This is a genomic window from Flavobacterium marginilacus, assembly GCF_026870155.1.
GTDB classification, from domain to species: Bacteria; Bacteroidota; Bacteroidia; order Flavobacteriales; family Flavobacteriaceae; genus Flavobacterium; species Flavobacterium marginilacus.
Map to the genome: position 1 here is coordinate 3,456,904 of NZ_CP113975.1, position 18,853 is coordinate 3,475,756.

Here is an 18,853-nt window from a genome sequence, read left to right on the forward strand (position 1 = left end):
CTATTAGGAAAACAAATTCTATTCTTACTTCATTTTCAAACCAAAAAATCTGAAACCAAACGCTGTTTGAATCGGTCAATTGGTTTCAAATCGACATTGGTATCGCCATTGAAAATATCAAATGGATCATCCAAACCTCTGATCAGTAAATACAGATAACAAAATATAAACGTAATGGCCGAGGTCACTAGATAATCGGCAGACGGGCTTTTGAATTTGGTAATCAGCAAAAGCGACATCACTATAAACAAAATACTCTGAAGCAAGGTGTAAGCTGGCTTTATGAAGTTGTTTCTCGAAATCGAGTAGGCGCGTGTGAGCTGTTTCCGCATGGCATTGGTATTTTCCTGAATGCCTTTTATGGCTTCTTTATCGACACCTCTTTCGGCAAAATAATAGGCAATTTCATTAGACTTACGAATCAGCGGAAAAATCACTGTAGAATCTTTGCCGCTGGAATAAATCCATGAAATAATACCATCGGTAATCGCAAGCATTTCCTGACGCAGAAAAGTGCTGTTTAATTCTTCTTTGCACAAATCGGTAGTTCCTGTTCTTGGCGCTCTGAAAGCAAGGTAAATCCAGTCTTTGATCGCTTCCAGATTTGAAGCTACTTCTCCCGGAATTTTTTCACTTTCTTTAAAATCGGTCATCGTTGCAGCCAATAATAACCCGAACACAAAAAACGCACCCGTGAAAATAATCGTAATATCCGAAAGTTCGATTAAGTCATGAAAATCCTGCCCGCAAAGCGAAAGATGCTTGAAAATAAAATTTTTGATTCCCAATATGGCTAATGCGGCAATAAATGACTTTAGGATTATAGTTCTGTTGGATATAAACTTCATGGATTTGTTTTTTTAGCAAAGTAAGAAAAATATACACCTCCTGCTCTATACTGCTATAAATAAATGGACACTTTTTATAATTTCTTTCAATCCTGCGAACCCAATTGAAAAACACTAAAGTCCAAAAAACTCCCTAGCATTCCTAGTCGTTTCCTCTGCCACTTTATCCAAAGCAATCCCTTTAAACTGCGCAACAGTTCCTGCTACAAAAGGCAGAAAAGCAGGTTCACATCGGCGTTCATGGTATTTTTTTAAGAGATTAGTCGGTGTGTTTTTCGGGAGCATGAAAGGCGCATCGGTTTCTATCATTATTCGGTCAAGAGGAACGTATTGAATCACTTCTTTCAAATGATCAAAACGTTTACTGTCTGAAATCGCTCCAGTAAAACCAAGATACAAGCCATTATCGAGATACGTCTTGGCTTCCTGCAGACTTCCTGTAAAACAATGCACAACAGCTTTGGGTAATTGCGGTAAATATTCATTTGTAATACTCATGAATCGTGTAAAAGCAGCTCTTTCGTGCAAAAACAAAGGTTTCTGAACTTCGATGGCCAATTCTAATTGGGCTTTGTAACACATTTCCTGAATATTTCTGGGCGAAAAATCACGATCAAAATCGAGTCCGCACTCGCCTACTGAAATTACGTGTTTCTGCTGTAATAAATTCCGCAGTTTTGAAATGCTCTGCGCATCAAAACTTTTCGCATCATGCGGGTGGATTCCTGCTGTAGCATATAACACACCTGGATACTGCCTCGCAATTTTAGCTGATTCTTCACTGTTTCGTACACTTGTGCCTGTCTGTATCATCTGCGATACATCAGCATCTAAAGCGTTTTGTACGACATCGTCTATGTCGTTTTGGAATTGTTTATTCGTTAAATTAATTCCGATATCTATATATGTATTCATGTTTTTTTTTAAGTTGCTAAGGTTCTGAGAGGCTGAGATTCTAAGTTTTCCCTCCCCGTTATCTTAAATTATTTTTTATTTTTTGCCAATAAGGCGTTATTTTCTAATCTTGCAAAGGCGAGGAGTCGCAAAGTTTTTTTGCATAAAGTTTGTTATTTATATGTTAGGATAAATCATACAAAACGAGGAGGGATCTATACAAACTTTGCGTAAATTACAGAACATCACTATTAAATACAAAGCTAAAAATCACCGTAATACACCTGAAAACAAGGTAATTTCAAGTCATTTCTCCACGTATCAACCACCTGATTTCTGTCATCAAGGACAAACTCTACAAAGTATTTTTCTTTGATAAATTCATTGTAGATTTCGGTTTTAATAATAGAATCTTTTCGGCTGTCTTGTGCCTTACGCATAATCAGATTATCGTGTTCGATTTCGTGCTTTTCAAGGAATCGTAAAGTAGGTTCTTTGTAACGATCTTCTCTCCCAGAAACCAAAAGTATCTGATATCCCAATTTCTTGTAATTTCTCAACACATTTGCTACGGGGTTATTTATTTCATCTTCATCGCACTTACTAGCATCAAAAGGGTTTCGTCCATTCATCAATGCCAAAGTTCCGTCAAGATCGCAGATAATTGCTTTTGGGAGTTCCGGATTTTGAACACGGTATTCTATTTTTTTATTGATTTTTTTAATTGATTTAAAATCAAATTTTTCTTTGGTTTTTTGCAATTGATGATACATATTTTCAATCACTTTCTTTGGCACTTTTCGATCCCTTTTTTCATTTCGAGTCAAAAGTTCTTCAAGCGATAAATCAAACACTTTGAATTCAATATTTGCCATTTCAGAGAAATCGGCTATAGGCTGTTTGATGTATTCCATTTTTACATTGCAGGTATCCAAAAGCACATTCCATCCATTAGAAAGCAGTGTTTTTATCTGTCTGTTAATAATTTTCGAAATCATACTTTCTGATCCAGCATCCATAACTTCCTGAAATTGTGAAAACCTAATCTCATCGCGGCTTATTCGCATTGTTTTATGTTCGGTTCGAACGATCCATTCGGCGTACGTACTTTTTCCCGATGCAGGACAGCCTACTAAAATTGTCAATGTTGGTGTCTTTTTCATTTTTATAATCGTGGATCTAATGTTTTTTCTATTTCTTCATTATTGATTCTTTTCAAAAGAAGCAAACGCATTAAATAGTTTTCTTCTTCTAAATCATTATACGGAATCTGGAGCATCTTTTGATTGATTTCCCAACCGCTTATTGATTGTTCCAATTTCCTCTTTACATTTCTTTTTTCAAAATAATGATCAAAATTCTGATGGAAGTTCACACCATAAATCATCGTCAGATAATTATTATTTCTGACTTTAAAACATGGAGGCAAATTTTTGATGTAATTCTGAACCGGTTTGATCATGATACCTTCTTCATTTTCTTCTGTTAGTTTTTCAAAAAAAGAATAAATTTCTTTTAGTTTTTCCTCTTTATTAGAAGCTGTAATTTCTAAATGTAAAAACGGATCCTCATTTATCAGTTGATAAGTTAAATTACTGTTTGGCACTGTTTCCTTACCTGAGACCATTACCGTTTTTAAAATTGCAAATGGTTTAAAATATATTTCGCCCTCATTGCCAAATGTATCGATTTGATTTTTGAATACACTCAAAGATTCCTGTTGCTTATCTAAATCAAGTATTTTTACAGCTCCCAAAGCTTCATATTGACGAACAATATGTGTCTTATATTTGCTCCCGAATTCTTTTCTGTTCAGCTGTTTTTTATCCGAAATGTATTCCGTGAACAGTTTACTATTTTTTACACTATTCAATTTTTCAAATAATCCTGAAGTCTTCAAATACGAGTTATGTGTCAACAAAGCATCATGATAACCTGTAAATTCTTTTTCTATTAATCCTCCTCCTAAAACTTTCCAAGGCAATAATTCCGAGGCTATCAAAAGAATTTCAAAATCAGGAAAAGCATTCAGCATTTTGGCATGCAAATATTTCAGACTATTTATTGCCTGTTCCAAATCGATATGCTCCATTTTAAATCCATTTCTCGAAACAAAATAGGTTTCTCCAATATTTCTTTTCAAATAAATGGTGCAGTAGGAACCCATATATTTTTTTTGAACCACAAATTCTGTCACCCCTTTTTTCAAGTAATAATTGACAGCTTCTTCTATGCTTTCTATTTCGTTTTTTGCCTTGCTTTTTGGAGCCGGTGAAATGGTTGGCGAAAAATCATTGATCTTATTTTTGCAAAAACACTCAATTCTGTTTCTTACTTTATAATCTAACATCTTTTACTCTTTTTTAATGATTACAGCACTTGTTGGATAAACTCCTTTTACACAATCTCCCACTCCATAAAATGATTTGGGATTAGTAAAAATCTCGTCGATAAGAGCTACAAACTCCGCATTTGATAACTCAAAATCATGATCATCGTGCCTAAATTCATCTGTCATTTCATAATTTACATTAAAGTTTTTGTTCGGTGTTGTGACAAACAATCTTGTGAATTTGGTGTTATCACGGATCCAAATCAACAATGACTTTGCTTCTTCAAAGGAATTATGCTCAATGACTTCGCTTAAGATAATCTGCCCTTCGAAATCTTTAAGCTCTTCCAACTTTTCAACCCAAATTAAATTGTCAGCTTTTTCAATTACCTGAATTTTTTCTGCAACGTGTTTAAAATCAACCTCATCATAAGCATAATATTCCTGCTCAAATCCTTTTTTGTTCAATAACTTAAAGTATTGCAATTCACCGCATCCAAAGTCTAAAACAGCTTCATCAAAATTGATTTTACTGCAAATAAATTCTTTTCTGGATTGATGTGTATCGGTAAAAACAAACTGAACCTGGTTATCAAAATACGCTTCTAATTGTGGTTTAAATTTCTCAAACTGCACCGGTGAACGCATAATTCTCTTGATAAAAAGGTAAAACACGAAATACGGAATCCCAGTAAGATTGGTAAACATCGTAATATGCTTCTGGATAAAATAGTCGTCTATGAAGGTGTAAACCGCATATTTATTGGTAAAATGTGTAAACAATGCCACAAGCGAAAATTTCTGAACCGCTTCTCTTACTGTTGCTCCTTCTATCTTTAATTCGAAATTATTCCCGATTTTATGTTTTAACGAAATTCCATCAATGTATTTTGACAAAAGATATTTCCCGTTTTTATACCAATTTGTATCAATAAAAAAAGTTGGAACTTCAATCGTACATTTCTCCGTATCAACTTCATTATAGTTTTTTTCTAACCAGGAAATTACGGTATCGTTTAATACTTCATTCTCTTTGTACAAATGATTAAAAAATTCAGTAGCAATGTTTAAAGCCAATAATGGACTGCAGTAACTTTGAAAGTCAATTTGATTTCCTTCTTCGGGCAGATAACTGTTTTTACCATCAAGAAAAACACAGTGATATTCGTTTTCAGCAATTACATTTCCAATTAAGATTCCGTTTTTTAATTCTTTCAAGTAAAGTCCCTGATCGGTGCTTGGGTTCTTGTAAAGAATGTCTAAAAAGTATTTATTCTCTGATTTAAGTTTTATAATCATCGTTCTTATTTTTGTTTGACAAATATAGTTTTGTTACTGCGCAGTTATTTTGCGCAGTTTAAATTAAAATTCATTCTTCTTCTCTATTAAACGGCTTTTCAAATTCTGGCCGAATCATTTTCCATATTATTTCTGAATAATCTTTCCCGTCCAGCATCCAAAACAATACACTTGGGTATTTACATGTTTGAAAATATAAAGCGGTTTCCTTTCGCGATTCTAACTCTTTAAAATCTGTTTTACATTGCTCTTCGATTGCTTTATAATCATTTTCTAAATTTGTTTTAGTTTGCTTTACCCATGTAAAAAATTCATCAGGAACGCGCTCTAAAATTTCTTCAAATGACTTATTCGTTTTTAAGAATTCCCAGATATTCAAATTAGAAACCTGAGTAACGATGCGGTGTAAACGAAGATACTCTTCGAATTTAATTTTTACCCGAAAATTATCTGCGTATTTAATCACAAAACCTTCTTTATTGTCCAGATTCAATGCTGATAAAGTGCGAATATCTTTTATTCCGTCAAACTTCTGAACTATTGGAAAACCAATATCCTCAAGCGGAAATTCTTTGCCCGAATGTGTATCAACAACCGCAAGCAAAATCAATTCTTCAGAGGCTCCGTAATCTAAAACAATTCGGTTTTCAGGATAGATAATTTCAAACAAATACGTTTTGGTTTTGTCCAATAATGGCCACGAAGCTTTATATTTTCCATGAAGCATTTTATTCGCTTTATCGGACTGATCACTGGCAAAAGACCCTCGGCTGGCCATAAATGGTACCTCATCAATCCAATATAAAATTCCTAACGAACCATCCACTTTATCAAACACTTCAAAAGCTGTATTTGGAAGAATTTGACTTTCCATTTCGCCCAAATTAAAAAACTTAGGAAAAGGTCTTGCTGCAACATTTCCATTTGCATCTAAAATCAAACCACGACAGCTTATGGTAATTTCATTCCACACCCTCTCAAATTGGGCATTTTGAGTATAATTATAAATGTACAAATCATGTTCAGGATGTTTGTTTACCCTGATATAATTTTGGGAAATCATCTCTTTTAAAAGTGTTATATTCATTAGTTCTAATATTTGAACAAATATTCAAAAGTTACTACGCGATTATTTTGCGTAGTCGTTTTTTTTCAAAATTTTTCATTTAACATATCAATACATTCATCTTTACATGTCAGAAATCCATCAGCCGATTTAAATTCTCCAAAATCACGAATCAGCTGTATCCAATCATTAATATATTGCTGCAACACCAGTTTATCATCCGCTAAAATTTCTTTTCGATAAATAAATGACTCTAAATCATTGAAATGGTGCACCAATTTTTTCTTAGTATATATTTCAATATCGCTTTCAATTAAAGCAATATTCTGTCCCACATAAAAAGCAATGATTTTCCAAATATCAATATCATTTGTATTCTTTTGATTGAACTCTGATACTGAGATAAAATCTATTTTACCAAGAACTTCCAACTTTAGATTAAAATCGTGTATTCCTTTTAAAATTGGGCGAATCTGAGTTCTGTATTTGGTTCTAGTCAACATTGTTAAAACCGTACGAACTGCTTTATAAATAGCTAGCGTTCTATTTCTGATATGTTTTTCTTTTACTAATAATTCATGCTTCTGTTCATGCAGAAAGTATGTTTCAAACAGTGCGTTGTTAAGCGAATCAATCCACGATTTGGTAAAGATAGTATCTGATATTTTCCCGTTTTCTATTACCGCCAAAGTTGCATTCCAATTCAGATCATATTCTTTCAAAAGTGCCAATACTTTATTTTTTCTGTCTTCCTGCTTTTCAGGCATTTCTTCTTTTGAAATAACAATAATTACATCCTGATCTGTAGAGTCATTAGAACCATAGAGGTAATATGGATATGGAAATGTGGTTTTCATAATTTAGCAATTATAACTTCTATAAAAAATCATTCTTTAAATATTCTTTCAAATTATTACTATAAACAATTATATCAGCACCACAAGCAGAAATAACGGGAGACAGATATTTATCTTTAAAGACAACAAGTGCCCTATGACTGTAAATTGGGATATAACCAACAATTTCAGATACATCAAAACCAGCTTCGATTAAAGCCGATTCTACATAAATTTTGAATGCATTTATTTCTTCAACCAACGATTTTGATTTTTCAATATCTCTTGGATACTGATAGAAAAAATTGTCAAATCTTGTTTCATCTTCTCTGTCTGGATCAATTGAAATTTCTTCAGTATCTAATCCACCAATATTTAAAAGCATTTCCCTGTAATCCCAAGGAAAATCAAATCCAAAAAAAATTTGTAATTCATCAATTTGTTTTCTGCTAATTCCTTTCAGAAATTTAGTATTTGGCTGTATTTGAAAACCATAAATATTATTATAAAGTTGTATTTTTTTAAACTTTTTTTCAGCTTTATATTTAATTTCTTTGATTGTCATCATTAAGATAAATATTATTTTTTTTAAAAATTAATATTTATAAAAGAGGTAACATTTAGGAATGGTTTAAATTTCATTTGGATCGAAGGAACCATTTCCTGACGACACTCTTTTTTTAAGAGCAATAGCTTATAAGTGACTTTTAGGATTCGAACCTAATATTATCATGCCGCGAAGTAGCACTTTATAAACGGCATCTTATAAATTTGAAAAAGTAACAATTGGCAAGAGCAATTTGATTCCCTAAACGAAGTAACCCTTGCACACGACATTTTTCAGTTTTAAAAAGAAGTAAAAAGCAATAAGAGAAACGGGGCTTGTCTTGCCAGAGTCGAACTGGATAACCTTGCTGCTTTTACAGCTTCGCTATTCCTCCCCAAATTTGAGACGAAGTAACTCTTATTTACGACATTCTTTTTTATTTATAAAACAAGGCTACAGCCAATAAGTAACTTTTTATCTTGCTCTAACCACTGAGCTACATTTTTTATTATAAAAAATGGAGAGATTCGAACTCCCGACCGAGATATTTGGATCGAAGCAACACTTATCTACGACACTTGTTTTTTTATTTCTATGAACTTTCTATTGCAAAGATTTAAATACTGCTGCGCAATTATTCTGCGCAGCAGATTTTAATTTACAATTCTATTCGGTTTATGTAATTCAAAGCACTGCCTTTATCTTCTAAAGCATGCAGTACATCAAACACTTTATCTGACCAGCCGGCTATTAAATAAACATCATTTTTCTGAATATTTATTGGCACTTGACCATAACCAGCCAAATCAAACAGATACAATTTAGCATTCGGAGCTATTTTTTTGTAATTCTCCCAAGACTTGCTAAAAGTATGATTAGTCTGGTTGCTGTTCCACATTTGAACATCGGTAAACAGCATTACTTTATCTGTAATTAGTTTTCGTTTAATCAAATCTTCCAAAACCAAGTAACCGTTGGTAGAATAACCTACTTCGCCTTCGCGTTTGTAGTATTCATTTACATTTGACAATACATTTCGTTTTGACATATTGATTATTTTCCAGGTATCACCAAACATACCGCTCACCACATTCTGACAGCGGTTTTGCATCAGCATACCCAGCATCAAACCGATATCGTAAAGCATTACTTTGCTTTTTGGTGAAATCGCTTTTTGCATTGAACCAGAAACGTCGCAGGCAATCACAACTGAAGTGTTGATATCAAAACCTTTTATGTTTCGGGCGCTTATCATTACGGCATCTTCCAAAGCATCTAAAACTATAGTAGCATACTTGAAGTTCAATTCTTTCACTTCACGGTAAGCTGCCAAAAATCGGAAAGGCAATTGTTTTGAATTCAAAACTGCTTTTTCATTCGAAAGATACTCACAAACTTTCATTACGTGAAAACCTGAAACATTGGCTTCCAATATATTTCGCAGATTACGCATCAAAGCCATATAACCTATTTTATTGCTGTCGATCAATTCTTCCCACTTTTGAGTGAATGCATTTTGTTTTTCGGCTTCATTCGAATATTTAAACTGACCCAATTGTGACAGCTCGGTTTCCCAAGTATAGGGTGTTTCCAAAGTATCGTTTACTATTTTATTAAACAATTCCTGCTGTGCATCGTCTTTTGCTTTTGGATGAACCAAAAACAAAGCATCTTTTAATTTAACAGCACCGTCACGGTTGTATTTTGCAAACTGATATTCATCAAATTTATTGAAAGAAACTGCCAAACCTTTCTGTATTTGTTTCGACAGACGGTTCAATTTCTTAACACCATTTCGGTCATTCGCCATTTGGTAATAAGCCAAAAGTTCAGTTATTTCATCGGCACGCTGAATTACGTATGTGATCATTTTGCTGATTAACGAATCACCCGAATATATTTTGGCCAATTCGACAATTAAAACTAACGGAACCGAACGCATGTGCATTTCGTTACGTGCATAAACCGCAAGCTTGGCAACAAATACCGGATTGCATTTTTGGATCAAAGTTTTTATTCGCTCCAAACGTGTAGTATCATTTTCATAAAACGAAGCATTCAAACTAGTTGTCACAACTGCTGCATACAATTCATATTCTGCTGTTAATGGAAAAGCTTTGGCATTTTCGTGATTAACTATAGTAGTTTTTTCTTTTGATAAAAAATTGAATTTCATAATTTCTGGTTTTTAAAAATTAGACAATTGGTTATTGTTTTATTTCTTGAGCAAAGATTTCAAACCTACTGCGCAATTATTTTGCGCAGTAAAAAAAGAATTTTATATTTGAGGAAAAAACAAGATGAATTTGAAGAAAATTTACAGCGATTTACTTCTAAATATTGGTTTTAACGAAAAGGAAAATCAGCAAAACTGGTCCGATTTAGAAAAGTCATATTCCAAAAAATCAAGGCATTACCACAATCTAACGCATTTAGAAGAGATGATTGAATGTTTCGAAACCTATTCTGAAAGGCTTCAAAATCGAAACGAGATATTATTTTCAATTTTCTATCATGATTTTATTTATTCCAGTTCAAAAAAGGATAATGAACTAAAAAGCGCCGAATTTGCTTTGTCTATTTTGCCTGAAAATGCAAAACTTGATAAACAGCTTGTTTTTGATGCCATCTGTGCGACACAGCTACATGCGCACAATTCGGCTGATGATGTTAATTGGTTAATCGATTTTGATTTGAAAATTTTGGCGAAGGATTGGAACGACTATAAAATCTATTTTGAACAGATTAGAAAAGAATACCGCATTTATCCTGATTTTCTCTACAAACCTGGTCGTGCAAAAGCTTTGAAACATTTTTTGGAAAATGAATTTATTTTTCAAACGGATGAATTAAGAGGTTTATATGAAGATAAAGCCAGAGCTAATATTGAAAAAGAGATAAGCATTTTAGAATGCAAATAATAATCTCGCTAAGACACTAAGACACAAAGTTTTGTTTCAATCAGATTACACAGATTTAAGCAGATTTCTTTTAATCTTTTTAATCCTTTAATCTGTGGCAAAAAAAATAAAACTTTGCGCCTTCACAACTTTCCGAGCGAAAACTACACAAAGCATGTCACAAAATAAAAACGCCTTAATCCGATATAAAACGATTGACAAATGCCTGCAGAATAAATACAGGCAATGGACTTTGGAGGATTTAATCGAATGCTGTTCGGAAGCGCTATTTGAATACGAAGGACGCGACAACCCAATCAGCAAACGAACCATTCAGATGGATATTCAGCTGATGCGGAGCGAAAAACTAGGTTATAATGCGCCAATTGTTGTTTATGATAAAAAGTTTTATAAATATGAAGACGAAGATTTTTCGATAACAGATATTCCGCTGACGGAAACAGACATGAATGTTTTGACCGAAACGGTTTCGATGCTGAAACAGTTTAAGGATTTCTCTTTGTTTAATGATGTTTCGGATATTTTACAGCGTTTGGAAGATAAAATCTACGCCGAAAAATCGCATACACAGCCTGTGATTCATTTGGATAAAAACGAGCATTTGAAAGGGCTGCATTTTCTGGAAGAAATCTATCAGGCGATTGTAAAAAAAGTGGTTTTGGTGATTACTTATAAATCATTTAAATCGGCTGAAGAAAAGGTTTTCGACTTTCATCCCTTTATTTTGAAAGAGTTTAATAACCGCTGGTTTTTGATCGGAAAAAGAAAGGAAAACCAGCCGATTACAAATCTCGCGCTCGACCGAATCATTTCGATTGATTACAATTTGAATCTGCCATACTTGGAACAAAAATTCAATCCTGAACTCTATTATAAAAACGTGGTCGGCGTTACTGTAAACACAGGTTTACAGCCAAGACGCATCGAACTCTGGATTGATGCCAATAATGCTCCTTATGTTATTACAAAACCTTTACATTCTTCCCAGCGATTGATTAAGGAAAATGAAGACGGCAGTATTATTGTCCATCTTTTTGTAATACAAAATTATGAATTGGAACGCATTTTATTAGGTTTTGGCGACAGCCTGGAAGTGCTTAGCCCCGAACATTTGCGCAACCGCATGAAATCAATTCTCCAAAAAGGATTGCTGCGTTACGAAAGTGATCCAGATTAATAAGGATTTTTCAATTATCCCAAATGAATATTTTCGAACTTTTTATTTAAAGCTCAATTAGCAGTGTTTTTTGCTTTTTACAAAAAATACAAGGCATGCATAATATTTACTCAGCACCTTATTTTAAAGGACTTTTTTATCTATATTTATAAAAAATAAAAAAAAGAGATAAAATATTATGCGTGCATAGTATTTTTTTTATTACATTTGAAATCGATATAGTAGTACTATGAAAAACAAAACAATAGATTATATCCTAAGAGCAACTTGGCAGGCCGTATCCAGAATGTACAACGAAGAGGCCAATAAATATGATGCAACAATGGCAACCGGATTTGCTTTATTAAGCATCGACAGAGAAGAAGGAACACCTTCGACAGCATTGGGACCAAGAATGGGGATGGAAGCAACAAGCCTGACCAGAACCTTAAAATCGATGGAGGAAAAAGGATTGATTATCCGAAAGAAAAACCCGGAAGACGGCAGAGGTGTTTTGATTTACCTGACCGATTTTGGGAAAGAAAAAAGAGAGCTTTCAAAGAATACTGTTTTGAAATTTAATGACTCTGTAAGACAGCATGTCTCAGAAGAAAAAATAAACAATTTCATAGAAGTAGCGGAAATTATCAACGAACTGATTCAGAATAAAGACATATTCAACCAAACAGAAAACAGTAATGATGAAATCACCAAGCCTTAAAAATTAATGGAGAATGGCGATAACATATTTACAAAATTTAAATAGTAACATTATATGAAACGCAGCATTAAAAAAGTAGCAGTAATCGGATCCGGAATCATGGGTTCAGGGATTGCCTGTCATTTTGCCAACATTGGGGTTGAAGTTTTGCTTTTGGACATAATTCCAAACGCGCTTACTGATGCTGAAACCAAAAAAGGACTGACGCTTGAAAGCAAAATTGTCCGCAACCGTGTAGTAAACGACCACTTGGCTAATTCATTAAAATCGAAGCCCTCTCCTATTTACAGCCAAAAATTCGCCAGCCGAATCACAACTGGAAACACAACAGACGATATGGCTAAGATTGCCAATGTAGATTGGATTATCGAAGTGGTTGTGGAGCGTTTAGACATCAAAAAAATAGTTTTTGAGCAAATCGACCAATTCAGAAAACCGGGAACATTGGTAACATCTAATACTTCGGGTATTCCAATTCATTTTATGAGCGAAGGACGAAGCGAAGATTTCCAAAAACATTTCTGCGGTACACACTTTTTTAACCCAGCGCGTTACTTAAAATTATTCGAAATTATTCCGGGACCACAGACTTCTGCTGAAGTTTTGGATTTCTTAACCACATACGGAGAAAAATTCTTAGGCAAAACTTCGGTTGTTGCCAAAGACACTCCGGCATTTATCGGAAACCGTATTGGTATTTATGGAATCCAGAGTTTGTTCCACTTGGTGAAAGAATTGGGATTAACCATTGAAGAAGTTGACAAATTGACTGGACCAGTTATTGGCCGTCCAAAATCAGCTACTTTCAGAACTGTCGATGTGGTTGGACTGGATACTTTGGTACATGTTGCTAATGGAATCTACGAAAACTGCCCTGCAGACGAGCAGCACGAATTGTTCAAACTTCCGGATTTTGTCAGCAAAATGATGGAAAACAAATGGTACGGAAGCAAAACAGGTCAAGGTTTCTACAAAAAAGCAGACAAAGACATTCTTTCTTTGGACTTAGATACTTTGGAATACCGAACTGCCAAAAAAGCTTCTTTTGCCACTTTGGAATTAACAAAAACAATAGACAAACCCATCAATAGATTCAAGGTTTTGGTTAAAGGAAAAGACAAAGCAGGCGAATTCTACAGAAAGAGTTTCGCTGGAATGTTTGCTTATGTTTCCAACCGTATTCCTGAAATCTCAGATGAATTATATAAAATAGATGACGCTATGAAAGCCGGTTTCGGATGGGAAAATGGTCCATTCGAAATTTGGGATGCTATTGGTGTTGCCAATGGAATCGAAATCATGAAAGCCGAAGGTCTTGAGCCTGCAGTTTGGGTTAATGAAATGATTACTTCTGGAAGTACTAGTTTTTATACTGTAAAAGACGGAGCTACTTATTTCTACAATATTCCGACAAAATCACAGACAAAAATTCCAGGACAAGATTCTTTTATCATTCTGAACAACATTCGCGAAAGCAAAAAAGTATGGAGCAACAGCGGTGCAATTATTCAGGATTTGGGAGACGGAATTCTAAACTTAGAATTCCAATCCAAAATGAATACTATTGGCGGTGATGTACTTCAAGCAATTAATAAAGCGATAGATTTATCTGAAAAAGAATACCAAGGTCTGGTTATTGGAAACCAGGCAGCTAATTTCTCTGTTGGAGCCAATATCGGAATGATTTTCATGATGGCTGTTGAACAGGAATATGACGAGTTAAATATGGCGATCAAAATGTTCCAAGACACGATGATGCGCGTTCGTTATTCTTCAATTCCAGTTATTGTTGCGCCTCACGGAATGACTTTTGGAGGCGGATGCGAAATGAGTCTGCACGCTGACAAAGTAGTTGCTGCAGCGGAAACCTATATGGGATTGGTTGAATTTGGCGTTGGGGTTATTCCAGGTGGCGGCGGTTCCAAAGAAATGGCTTTGAGAGCTTCTGATTTATTCCGCAAAAATGATGTAGAACTGAATGTACTGCAGGAATATTTCTTAACAATCGCAATGGCAAAAGTATCGACTTCCGGTTACGAAGCTTTTGACACTGGACTTTTACAGCATGGTAAAGATATTATCGTAGTAAACAAAGACCGTCAGATTGCCGAAGCCAAAAAACATGCTTTATTAATGGCCGAAGCGGGTTACACACAGCCTATCCGCAGAACCGATGTGAAGGTTTTAGGTAAACAGGCATTAGGAATGTTCTTAGTAGGAACTGACCAGATGGAAGCCGGAAAATACATTTCTGAGCATGACAAAAAAATCGCAAACAAACTGGCTTACGTTATGGCTGGAGGTGATTTATCCGAATCTACTTTGGTATCTGAGCAGTATTTACTGGATATCGAAAGAGAAGCTTTCCTTTCTCTTTGTACCGAAAGAAAAACATTGGAAAGAATTCAGTATATGTTAACTAAAGGGAAACCGCTTAGGAATTAGATAATAGATAAAAGACGGAAAGATGATAGACAAAATCCGTACTCCTAAAAGTCTATCAATCTATTATCTATCCGTCTATCATCTTAAAAATAAAAAATATGAAAACAGCATACATAGTTAAAGCATATAGAACGGCAGTTGGAAAAGCACCAAAAGGACTTTTTAGATTCAAAAGACCTGATGAATTAGCTGCTGAAACCATTCAGTACATGATGAATGAACTGCCTGATTTTGACAAAACGCGTATTGACGACGTTATGGTTGGAAACGCCATGCCGGAAGCAGAACAAGGTTTAAATGTAGGACGTTTAATCTCTCTGATGGGATTAAAAGTAAATGATGTACCTGGTGTTACTGTGAACCGTTATTGTGCATCGGGTCTGGAAACCATCGGAATGGCAACTGCCAAAATCCAGTCGGGAATGGCGCACTGTATCATTGCCGGCGGTGCCGAAAGTATGAGTTATATTCCGATGGGAGGTTACAAACCTACTCCAGATTACGCTGTCGCAAAAGCGGGACACGAAGATTACTACTGGGGAATGGGTCTCACATCCGAAGCTGTCGCTAAACAGTTCAACATTTCACGTGCAGATCAGGATGAATTTGCTTTTCAATCGCATAACAAAGCATTGAAAGCACAGGCTGAAGGTAAATTTGACAAACAGATTGTACCTATCACTGTTGAGCAGACTTTCATTAATGAAAATGGCAAAAAAGAAACCAAATCATACGTTGTAAACAAAGACGAAGGACCAAGAGCAGGAACTTCATTGGAAGCATTAGCAGGCCTCAGAGCTGTTTTTGCCGCTGACGGAAGTGTAACTGCAGGTAACTCTTCACAAATGAGTGACGGTGCCGCTTTTGTACTGGTGATGAGCGAAGAAATGGTAAAAGAATTAAACCTTCAGCCTATCGCCCGATTAGTAAACTTTGCATCTGCCGGTGTTGAACCAAGAATTATGGGAATCGGCCCTGTAAAAGCGATTCCGAAAGCATTGAAACAGGCCGGACTGACTCTAAATGATATCGAATTAATCGAATTGAACGAAGCTTTTGCATCACAGGCTTTGGCCGTTACCCGTGAACTGAATCTGAACCCAGATATTATTAATGTAAATGGAGGAGCGATTGCCCTAGGTCACCCCCTGGGCTGTACCGGAGCTAAACTTTCTGTTCAATTATTCGACGAAATGAAACGCAGAGGTAACAAATACGGTATCGTGAGTATGTGTGTGGGAACTGGACAGGGAAGTGCGGGGATTTTTGAAGTTCTTTAATTAAGAAAATAGAACATAGAGAATAGAATATAGATATATGCCTTTAAATTGAAAATAGAATACAGAGAATAAAATATAGTTATAAGCCTTAAGATAAAAAGAATGAGACATAATTATAAGAACTTGAAGATTTGGCAACTTGGAATAACAATCGCAAATGAGATTTCAGATTTATTATTAGAATTCCCAAAACATGAAAGATACGATTTAAGTTCCCAAATAAGCAGATGTTCAGTTTCAATTCCCAGTAATATTGCTGAAGGCTCTTCAAGAACTGATAAATCTTTCAGTCACTTTTTAGATATTTCTCTTGGATCTTCATTCGAACTTATTACGCAGTTATTAATTGCAAAACACAGAAAATATATAAACGAAATACATTTTAACCAATTAGAAATTAAAATAGAAGAATTCCAAAGGATGACGATGGGATTTCAAAATGGACTAAAATAAAGTCTATTTTCTATATTCTATTTTCTTTCGTCTTAACAAAAAAATAAAAGTCATGAGCGACAAAACAAGAGGTGGTCAATTCATCGTAAAAGAAACAAAATGTGAAGACATCTTCACCCCAGAGGATTTCAACGAAGAGCAGCTGATGATGCGTGACTCTGTAAAAGAATTTGTGGACAAAGAAATTTGGCCGAACAAAAACCGTTTTGAAAATAAAGATTATGCTTTTACCGAAGAATCCATGCGCAAAGCCGGAGATCTTGGTTTCTTGAGCGTAGCTGTGCCTGAAGCTTATGGCGGAATGGGAATGGGATTTGTCAATACCGTTTTGGTTTGTGACTATATTTCGGGAGCAACGGGTTCATTCTCTACTGCTTTTGGGGCTCACACCGGAATTGGAACAATGCCAATTACGCTGTACGGAACCGAAGAACAAAAACAAAAATACGTACCGAAATTAGCCACAGGCGAATGGTTTGGTGCTTATTGCCTTACTGAACCAGGAGCCGGATCAGATGCTAATTCAGGTAAAACCAAAGCGGTTCTGTCTGAAGACGGAACACATTATAAAATCACAGGACAAAAAATGTGGATCTCTAATGCCGGGTTCTGTTCTCTTTTCATCGTTTTTGCACGTATTGAAGACGATAAAAACATCACAGGATTCATTTTGGAAAACACAGCCGATAACGGAATTTCATTTGGCGAAGAAGAGCATAAATTAGGTATCCGTGCCTCCTCTACCCGTCAGGTGTTTTTCAATGAAACAAAAGTTCCAGTTGAAAACATGCTTTCTGAAAGAGGAAACGGTTTTAAAATAGCAATGAATGCTTTAAACGTTGGCCGTATCAAATTGGCTGCTGCCTGTCTGGACGCACAGCGAAGAGTAATCACAGGAGCTGTTCATTATTCTAATGAAAGAATCCAGTTTAATACTGCTATTTCACAATTCGGAGCTATCCGTTCTAAATTAGCCGAAATGGCAGCTTCCTGCTATGCAGGAGAAAGTGCGACCTATCGTGCAGCAAAAGACATTGAAGACAGAATCATTGCCCGCGAGACTGATGGTGTTTCGCACCAAGAGTCAGAATTGAAAGGGGTTGAAGAATATGCTATCGAATGTTCTATCCTGAAAGTGGCCGTTTCCGAAGATGTTCAAAATTGTGCTGACGAAGGAATCCAAATCTTCGGCGGAATGGGATTCTCAGAAGACACGCCAATGGAAAGTGCCTGGAGAGACGCGCGTATTGCCCGTATCTACGAAGGAACAAATGAAATCAACAGAATGCTATCTGTTGGTATGTTAATCAAAAAAGCTATGAAAGGCCACGTTGATTTACTTGGACCAGCTTCCAAAGTACAGGAAGAATTAATGGGCATTCCGTCATTTGACACACCTGATTATTCTGAACTATTTGCTGAGGAAAAAGAAATGATCGGTAAACTGAAAAAAGCATTCCTGATGGTTGCCGGCGGCGCTGTTCAAAAATATGGTCCGGATTTAGAAGGACACCAGCAATTACTGATGGCAGCTTCGGATATTTTAATCGAAATCTACATGGCCGAAAGTGCTATTTTGAGAACCGAAAAACTAGCCAAATCAAATGGTGCCGACAAAATAAAAGAACAAATCGCTATGGCGCAGTTGTACTTGTACCAAGCCGTTGACATCGTTACTCAAAAAGGAAAAGAAAGCATTATTTCTTTTGCCGAAGGCGATGAACAGCGCATGATGTTAATGGGATTACGCCGTTACACAAAATACACCAACATGCCGAATGTTGTTGGTTTGAGGGAAACAATCACCTCAAAACTAGTTGCTGATAATGCTTACTCTTTCTAATATTTAAACTCTCTTTTAGTTTTTTATTTGTAAAAAGCCGCATTTGTCCCTGAATGACAAAGCGGCTTTTTTATACAAATTATTTTTTATGACTATACACTAAGCTTTCTATTTTTCACGGCATTCGCATTTAAAAAAGATAAACACGAATTTCACCAATTAACACTAATTCTTATCAAATTTTACAACTTTTACAGTTTCGAATATTTTGT

General features: G+C 35.3%; 16 protein-coding genes. 7 read left to right on the top strand and 9 right to left on the bottom strand.

What is annotated here, in order from left to right:
- Positions 1 to 35 precede the first annotated feature (35 nt).
- The 9 genes from OZP07_RS14290 to OZP07_RS14330 form a co-directional block, all read right to left on the bottom strand.
- Positions 36 to 848: a hypothetical protein gene (locus OZP07_RS14290; protein ID WP_281635620.1), complete on the bottom strand. Its 813-nt coding sequence runs from the start codon at positions 846 to 848 to the stop codon at positions 36 to 38.
- A gap of 114 nt (positions 849 to 962) precedes the next feature.
- Positions 963 to 1,763 carry a TatD family hydrolase gene (locus tag OZP07_RS14295; protein WP_281635621.1) on the bottom strand — a complete coding sequence of 267 codons (801 nt, stop codon included), beginning with the start codon at positions 1,761 to 1,763 and terminating at the stop codon, positions 963 to 965.
- A gap of 242 nt (positions 1,764 to 2,005) precedes the next feature.
- The gene (locus tag OZP07_RS14300; RefSeq protein ID WP_281635622.1) at positions 2,006 to 2,905 is read right to left on the bottom strand and encodes a phosphatase domain-containing protein; all 900 of its coding nucleotides are present in this window, start codon (positions 2,903 to 2,905) and stop codon (positions 2,006 to 2,008) included.
- A 2-nt stretch (positions 2,906 to 2,907) separates the two neighbouring features.
- On the bottom strand, positions 2,908 to 4,092 hold the full coding sequence (locus tag OZP07_RS14305) for a DNA ligase-like domain-containing protein (RefSeq protein ID WP_281635623.1): 1,185 nt from the start codon (positions 4,090 to 4,092) through the stop codon (positions 2,908 to 2,910).
- A 3-nt stretch (positions 4,093 to 4,095) separates the two neighbouring features.
- Complete coding sequence (locus OZP07_RS14310; RefSeq protein ID WP_281635624.1) at positions 4,096 to 5,373, bottom strand: class I SAM-dependent methyltransferase; 1,278 nt, start codon at positions 5,371 to 5,373, stop codon at positions 4,096 to 4,098.
- Positions 5,374 to 5,443: 70 nt separating this feature from the next.
- Complete coding sequence (locus tag OZP07_RS14315; protein WP_281635625.1) at positions 5,444 to 6,460, bottom strand: RNA ligase; 1,017 nt, start codon at positions 6,458 to 6,460, stop codon at positions 5,444 to 5,446.
- A 65-nt stretch (positions 6,461 to 6,525) separates the two neighbouring features.
- Positions 6,526 to 7,296 (bottom strand): hypothetical protein, encoded by a 771-nt coding sequence (locus tag OZP07_RS14320; protein WP_281635626.1) that lies wholly within the window; start codon positions 7,294 to 7,296, stop codon positions 6,526 to 6,528.
- A gap of 19 nt (positions 7,297 to 7,315) precedes the next feature.
- Positions 7,316 to 7,843 carry a hypothetical protein gene (locus OZP07_RS14325; protein ID WP_281635627.1) on the bottom strand — a complete coding sequence of 176 codons (528 nt, stop codon included), beginning with the start codon at positions 7,841 to 7,843 and terminating at the stop codon, positions 7,316 to 7,318.
- 637 nt (positions 7,844 to 8,480) lie between these two features.
- A complete protein-coding gene (locus tag OZP07_RS14330; RefSeq protein ID WP_281635628.1) occupies positions 8,481 to 9,998 on the bottom strand; it encodes a TROVE domain-containing protein in 1,518 nt (505 codons plus the stop codon).
- 124 nt (positions 9,999 to 10,122) lie between these two features.
- On the opposite strand from OZP07_RS14330, the gene OZP07_RS14335 reads away from it, so the two are divergent.
- The 7 genes from OZP07_RS14335 (at position 10,123) to OZP07_RS14365 (ending at position 18,641) form a co-directional block, all read left to right on the top strand.
- Positions 10,123 to 10,743 (top strand): HD domain-containing protein, encoded by a 621-nt coding sequence (locus tag OZP07_RS14335; RefSeq protein WP_281635629.1) that lies wholly within the window; start codon positions 10,123 to 10,125, stop codon positions 10,741 to 10,743.
- 154 nt (positions 10,744 to 10,897) lie between these two features.
- The gene (locus tag OZP07_RS14340; RefSeq protein ID WP_281635630.1) at positions 10,898 to 11,920 is read left to right on the top strand and encodes a helix-turn-helix transcriptional regulator; all 1,023 of its coding nucleotides are present in this window, start codon (positions 10,898 to 10,900) and stop codon (positions 11,918 to 11,920) included.
- A gap of 229 nt (positions 11,921 to 12,149) precedes the next feature.
- The gene (locus OZP07_RS14345) at positions 12,150 to 12,620 is read left to right on the top strand and encodes a MarR family winged helix-turn-helix transcriptional regulator (protein ID WP_194639127.1); all 471 of its coding nucleotides are present in this window, start codon (positions 12,150 to 12,152) and stop codon (positions 12,618 to 12,620) included.
- A 54-nt stretch (positions 12,621 to 12,674) separates the two neighbouring features.
- Positions 12,675 to 15,065: a 3-hydroxyacyl-CoA dehydrogenase/enoyl-CoA hydratase family protein gene (locus OZP07_RS14350; protein WP_281635631.1), complete on the top strand. Its 2,391-nt coding sequence runs from the start codon at positions 12,675 to 12,677 to the stop codon at positions 15,063 to 15,065.
- A 98-nt stretch (positions 15,066 to 15,163) separates the two neighbouring features.
- Complete coding sequence (locus OZP07_RS14355; RefSeq protein ID WP_281635632.1) at positions 15,164 to 16,345, top strand: acetyl-CoA C-acyltransferase; 1,182 nt, start codon at positions 15,164 to 15,166, stop codon at positions 16,343 to 16,345.
- Positions 16,346 to 16,447: 102 nt separating this feature from the next.
- Entirely contained in the window at positions 16,448 to 16,798 is a 351-nt protein-coding gene (locus OZP07_RS14360) for a four helix bundle protein (RefSeq protein WP_281635633.1), read from the top strand.
- 52 nt (positions 16,799 to 16,850) lie between these two features.
- Positions 16,851 to 18,641: an acyl-CoA dehydrogenase FadE gene (locus OZP07_RS14365; RefSeq protein ID WP_281635634.1), complete on the top strand. Its 1,791-nt coding sequence runs from the start codon at positions 16,851 to 16,853 to the stop codon at positions 18,639 to 18,641.
- The last annotated feature ends 212 nt before the right edge of the window (positions 18,642 to 18,853 follow it).

What these genes read in the sequence shown, in the direction of transcription:
- OZP07_RS14290 (WP_281635620.1), bottom strand. Translation starts at nt 848, where the DNA reads ATGAAGTTTATATCCAACAGAACTATAATCCTAAAGTCATTTATTGCC.
- OZP07_RS14295 (WP_281635621.1), bottom strand. Translation starts at nt 1,763, where the DNA reads ATGAATACATATATAGATATCGGAATTAATTTAACGAATAAACAATTC.
- OZP07_RS14300 (WP_281635622.1), bottom strand. Translation starts at nt 2,905, where the DNA reads ATGAAAAAGACACCAACATTGACAATTTTAGTAGGCTGTCCTGCATCG.
- OZP07_RS14305 (WP_281635623.1), bottom strand. Translation starts at nt 4,092, where the DNA reads ATGTTAGATTATAAAGTAAGAAACAGAATTGAGTGTTTTTGCAAAAAT.
- OZP07_RS14310 (WP_281635624.1), bottom strand. Translation starts at nt 5,373, where the DNA reads ATGATTATAAAACTTAAATCAGAGAATAAATACTTTTTAGACATTCTT.
- OZP07_RS14315 (WP_281635625.1), bottom strand. Translation starts at nt 6,460, where the DNA reads ATGAATATAACACTTTTAAAAGAGATGATTTCCCAAAATTATATCAGG.
- OZP07_RS14320 (WP_281635626.1), bottom strand. Translation starts at nt 7,296, where the DNA reads ATGAAAACCACATTTCCATATCCATATTACCTCTATGGTTCTAATGAC.
- OZP07_RS14325 (WP_281635627.1), bottom strand. Translation starts at nt 7,843, where the DNA reads ATGATGACAATCAAAGAAATTAAATATAAAGCTGAAAAAAAGTTTAAA.
- OZP07_RS14330 (WP_281635628.1), bottom strand. Translation starts at nt 9,998, where the DNA reads ATGAAATTCAATTTTTTATCAAAAGAAAAAACTACTATAGTTAATCAC.
- OZP07_RS14335 (WP_281635629.1), top strand. Translation starts at nt 10,123, where the DNA reads ATGAATTTGAAGAAAATTTACAGCGATTTACTTCTAAATATTGGTTTT.
- OZP07_RS14340 (WP_281635630.1), top strand. Translation starts at nt 10,898, where the DNA reads ATGTCACAAAATAAAAACGCCTTAATCCGATATAAAACGATTGACAAA.
- OZP07_RS14345 (WP_194639127.1), top strand. Translation starts at nt 12,150, where the DNA reads ATGAAAAACAAAACAATAGATTATATCCTAAGAGCAACTTGGCAGGCC.
- OZP07_RS14350 (WP_281635631.1), top strand. Translation starts at nt 12,675, where the DNA reads ATGAAACGCAGCATTAAAAAAGTAGCAGTAATCGGATCCGGAATCATG.
- OZP07_RS14355 (WP_281635632.1), top strand. Translation starts at nt 15,164, where the DNA reads ATGAAAACAGCATACATAGTTAAAGCATATAGAACGGCAGTTGGAAAA.
- OZP07_RS14360 (WP_281635633.1), top strand. Translation starts at nt 16,448, where the DNA reads ATGAGACATAATTATAAGAACTTGAAGATTTGGCAACTTGGAATAACA.
- OZP07_RS14365 (WP_281635634.1), top strand. Translation starts at nt 16,851, where the DNA reads ATGAGCGACAAAACAAGAGGTGGTCAATTCATCGTAAAAGAAACAAAA.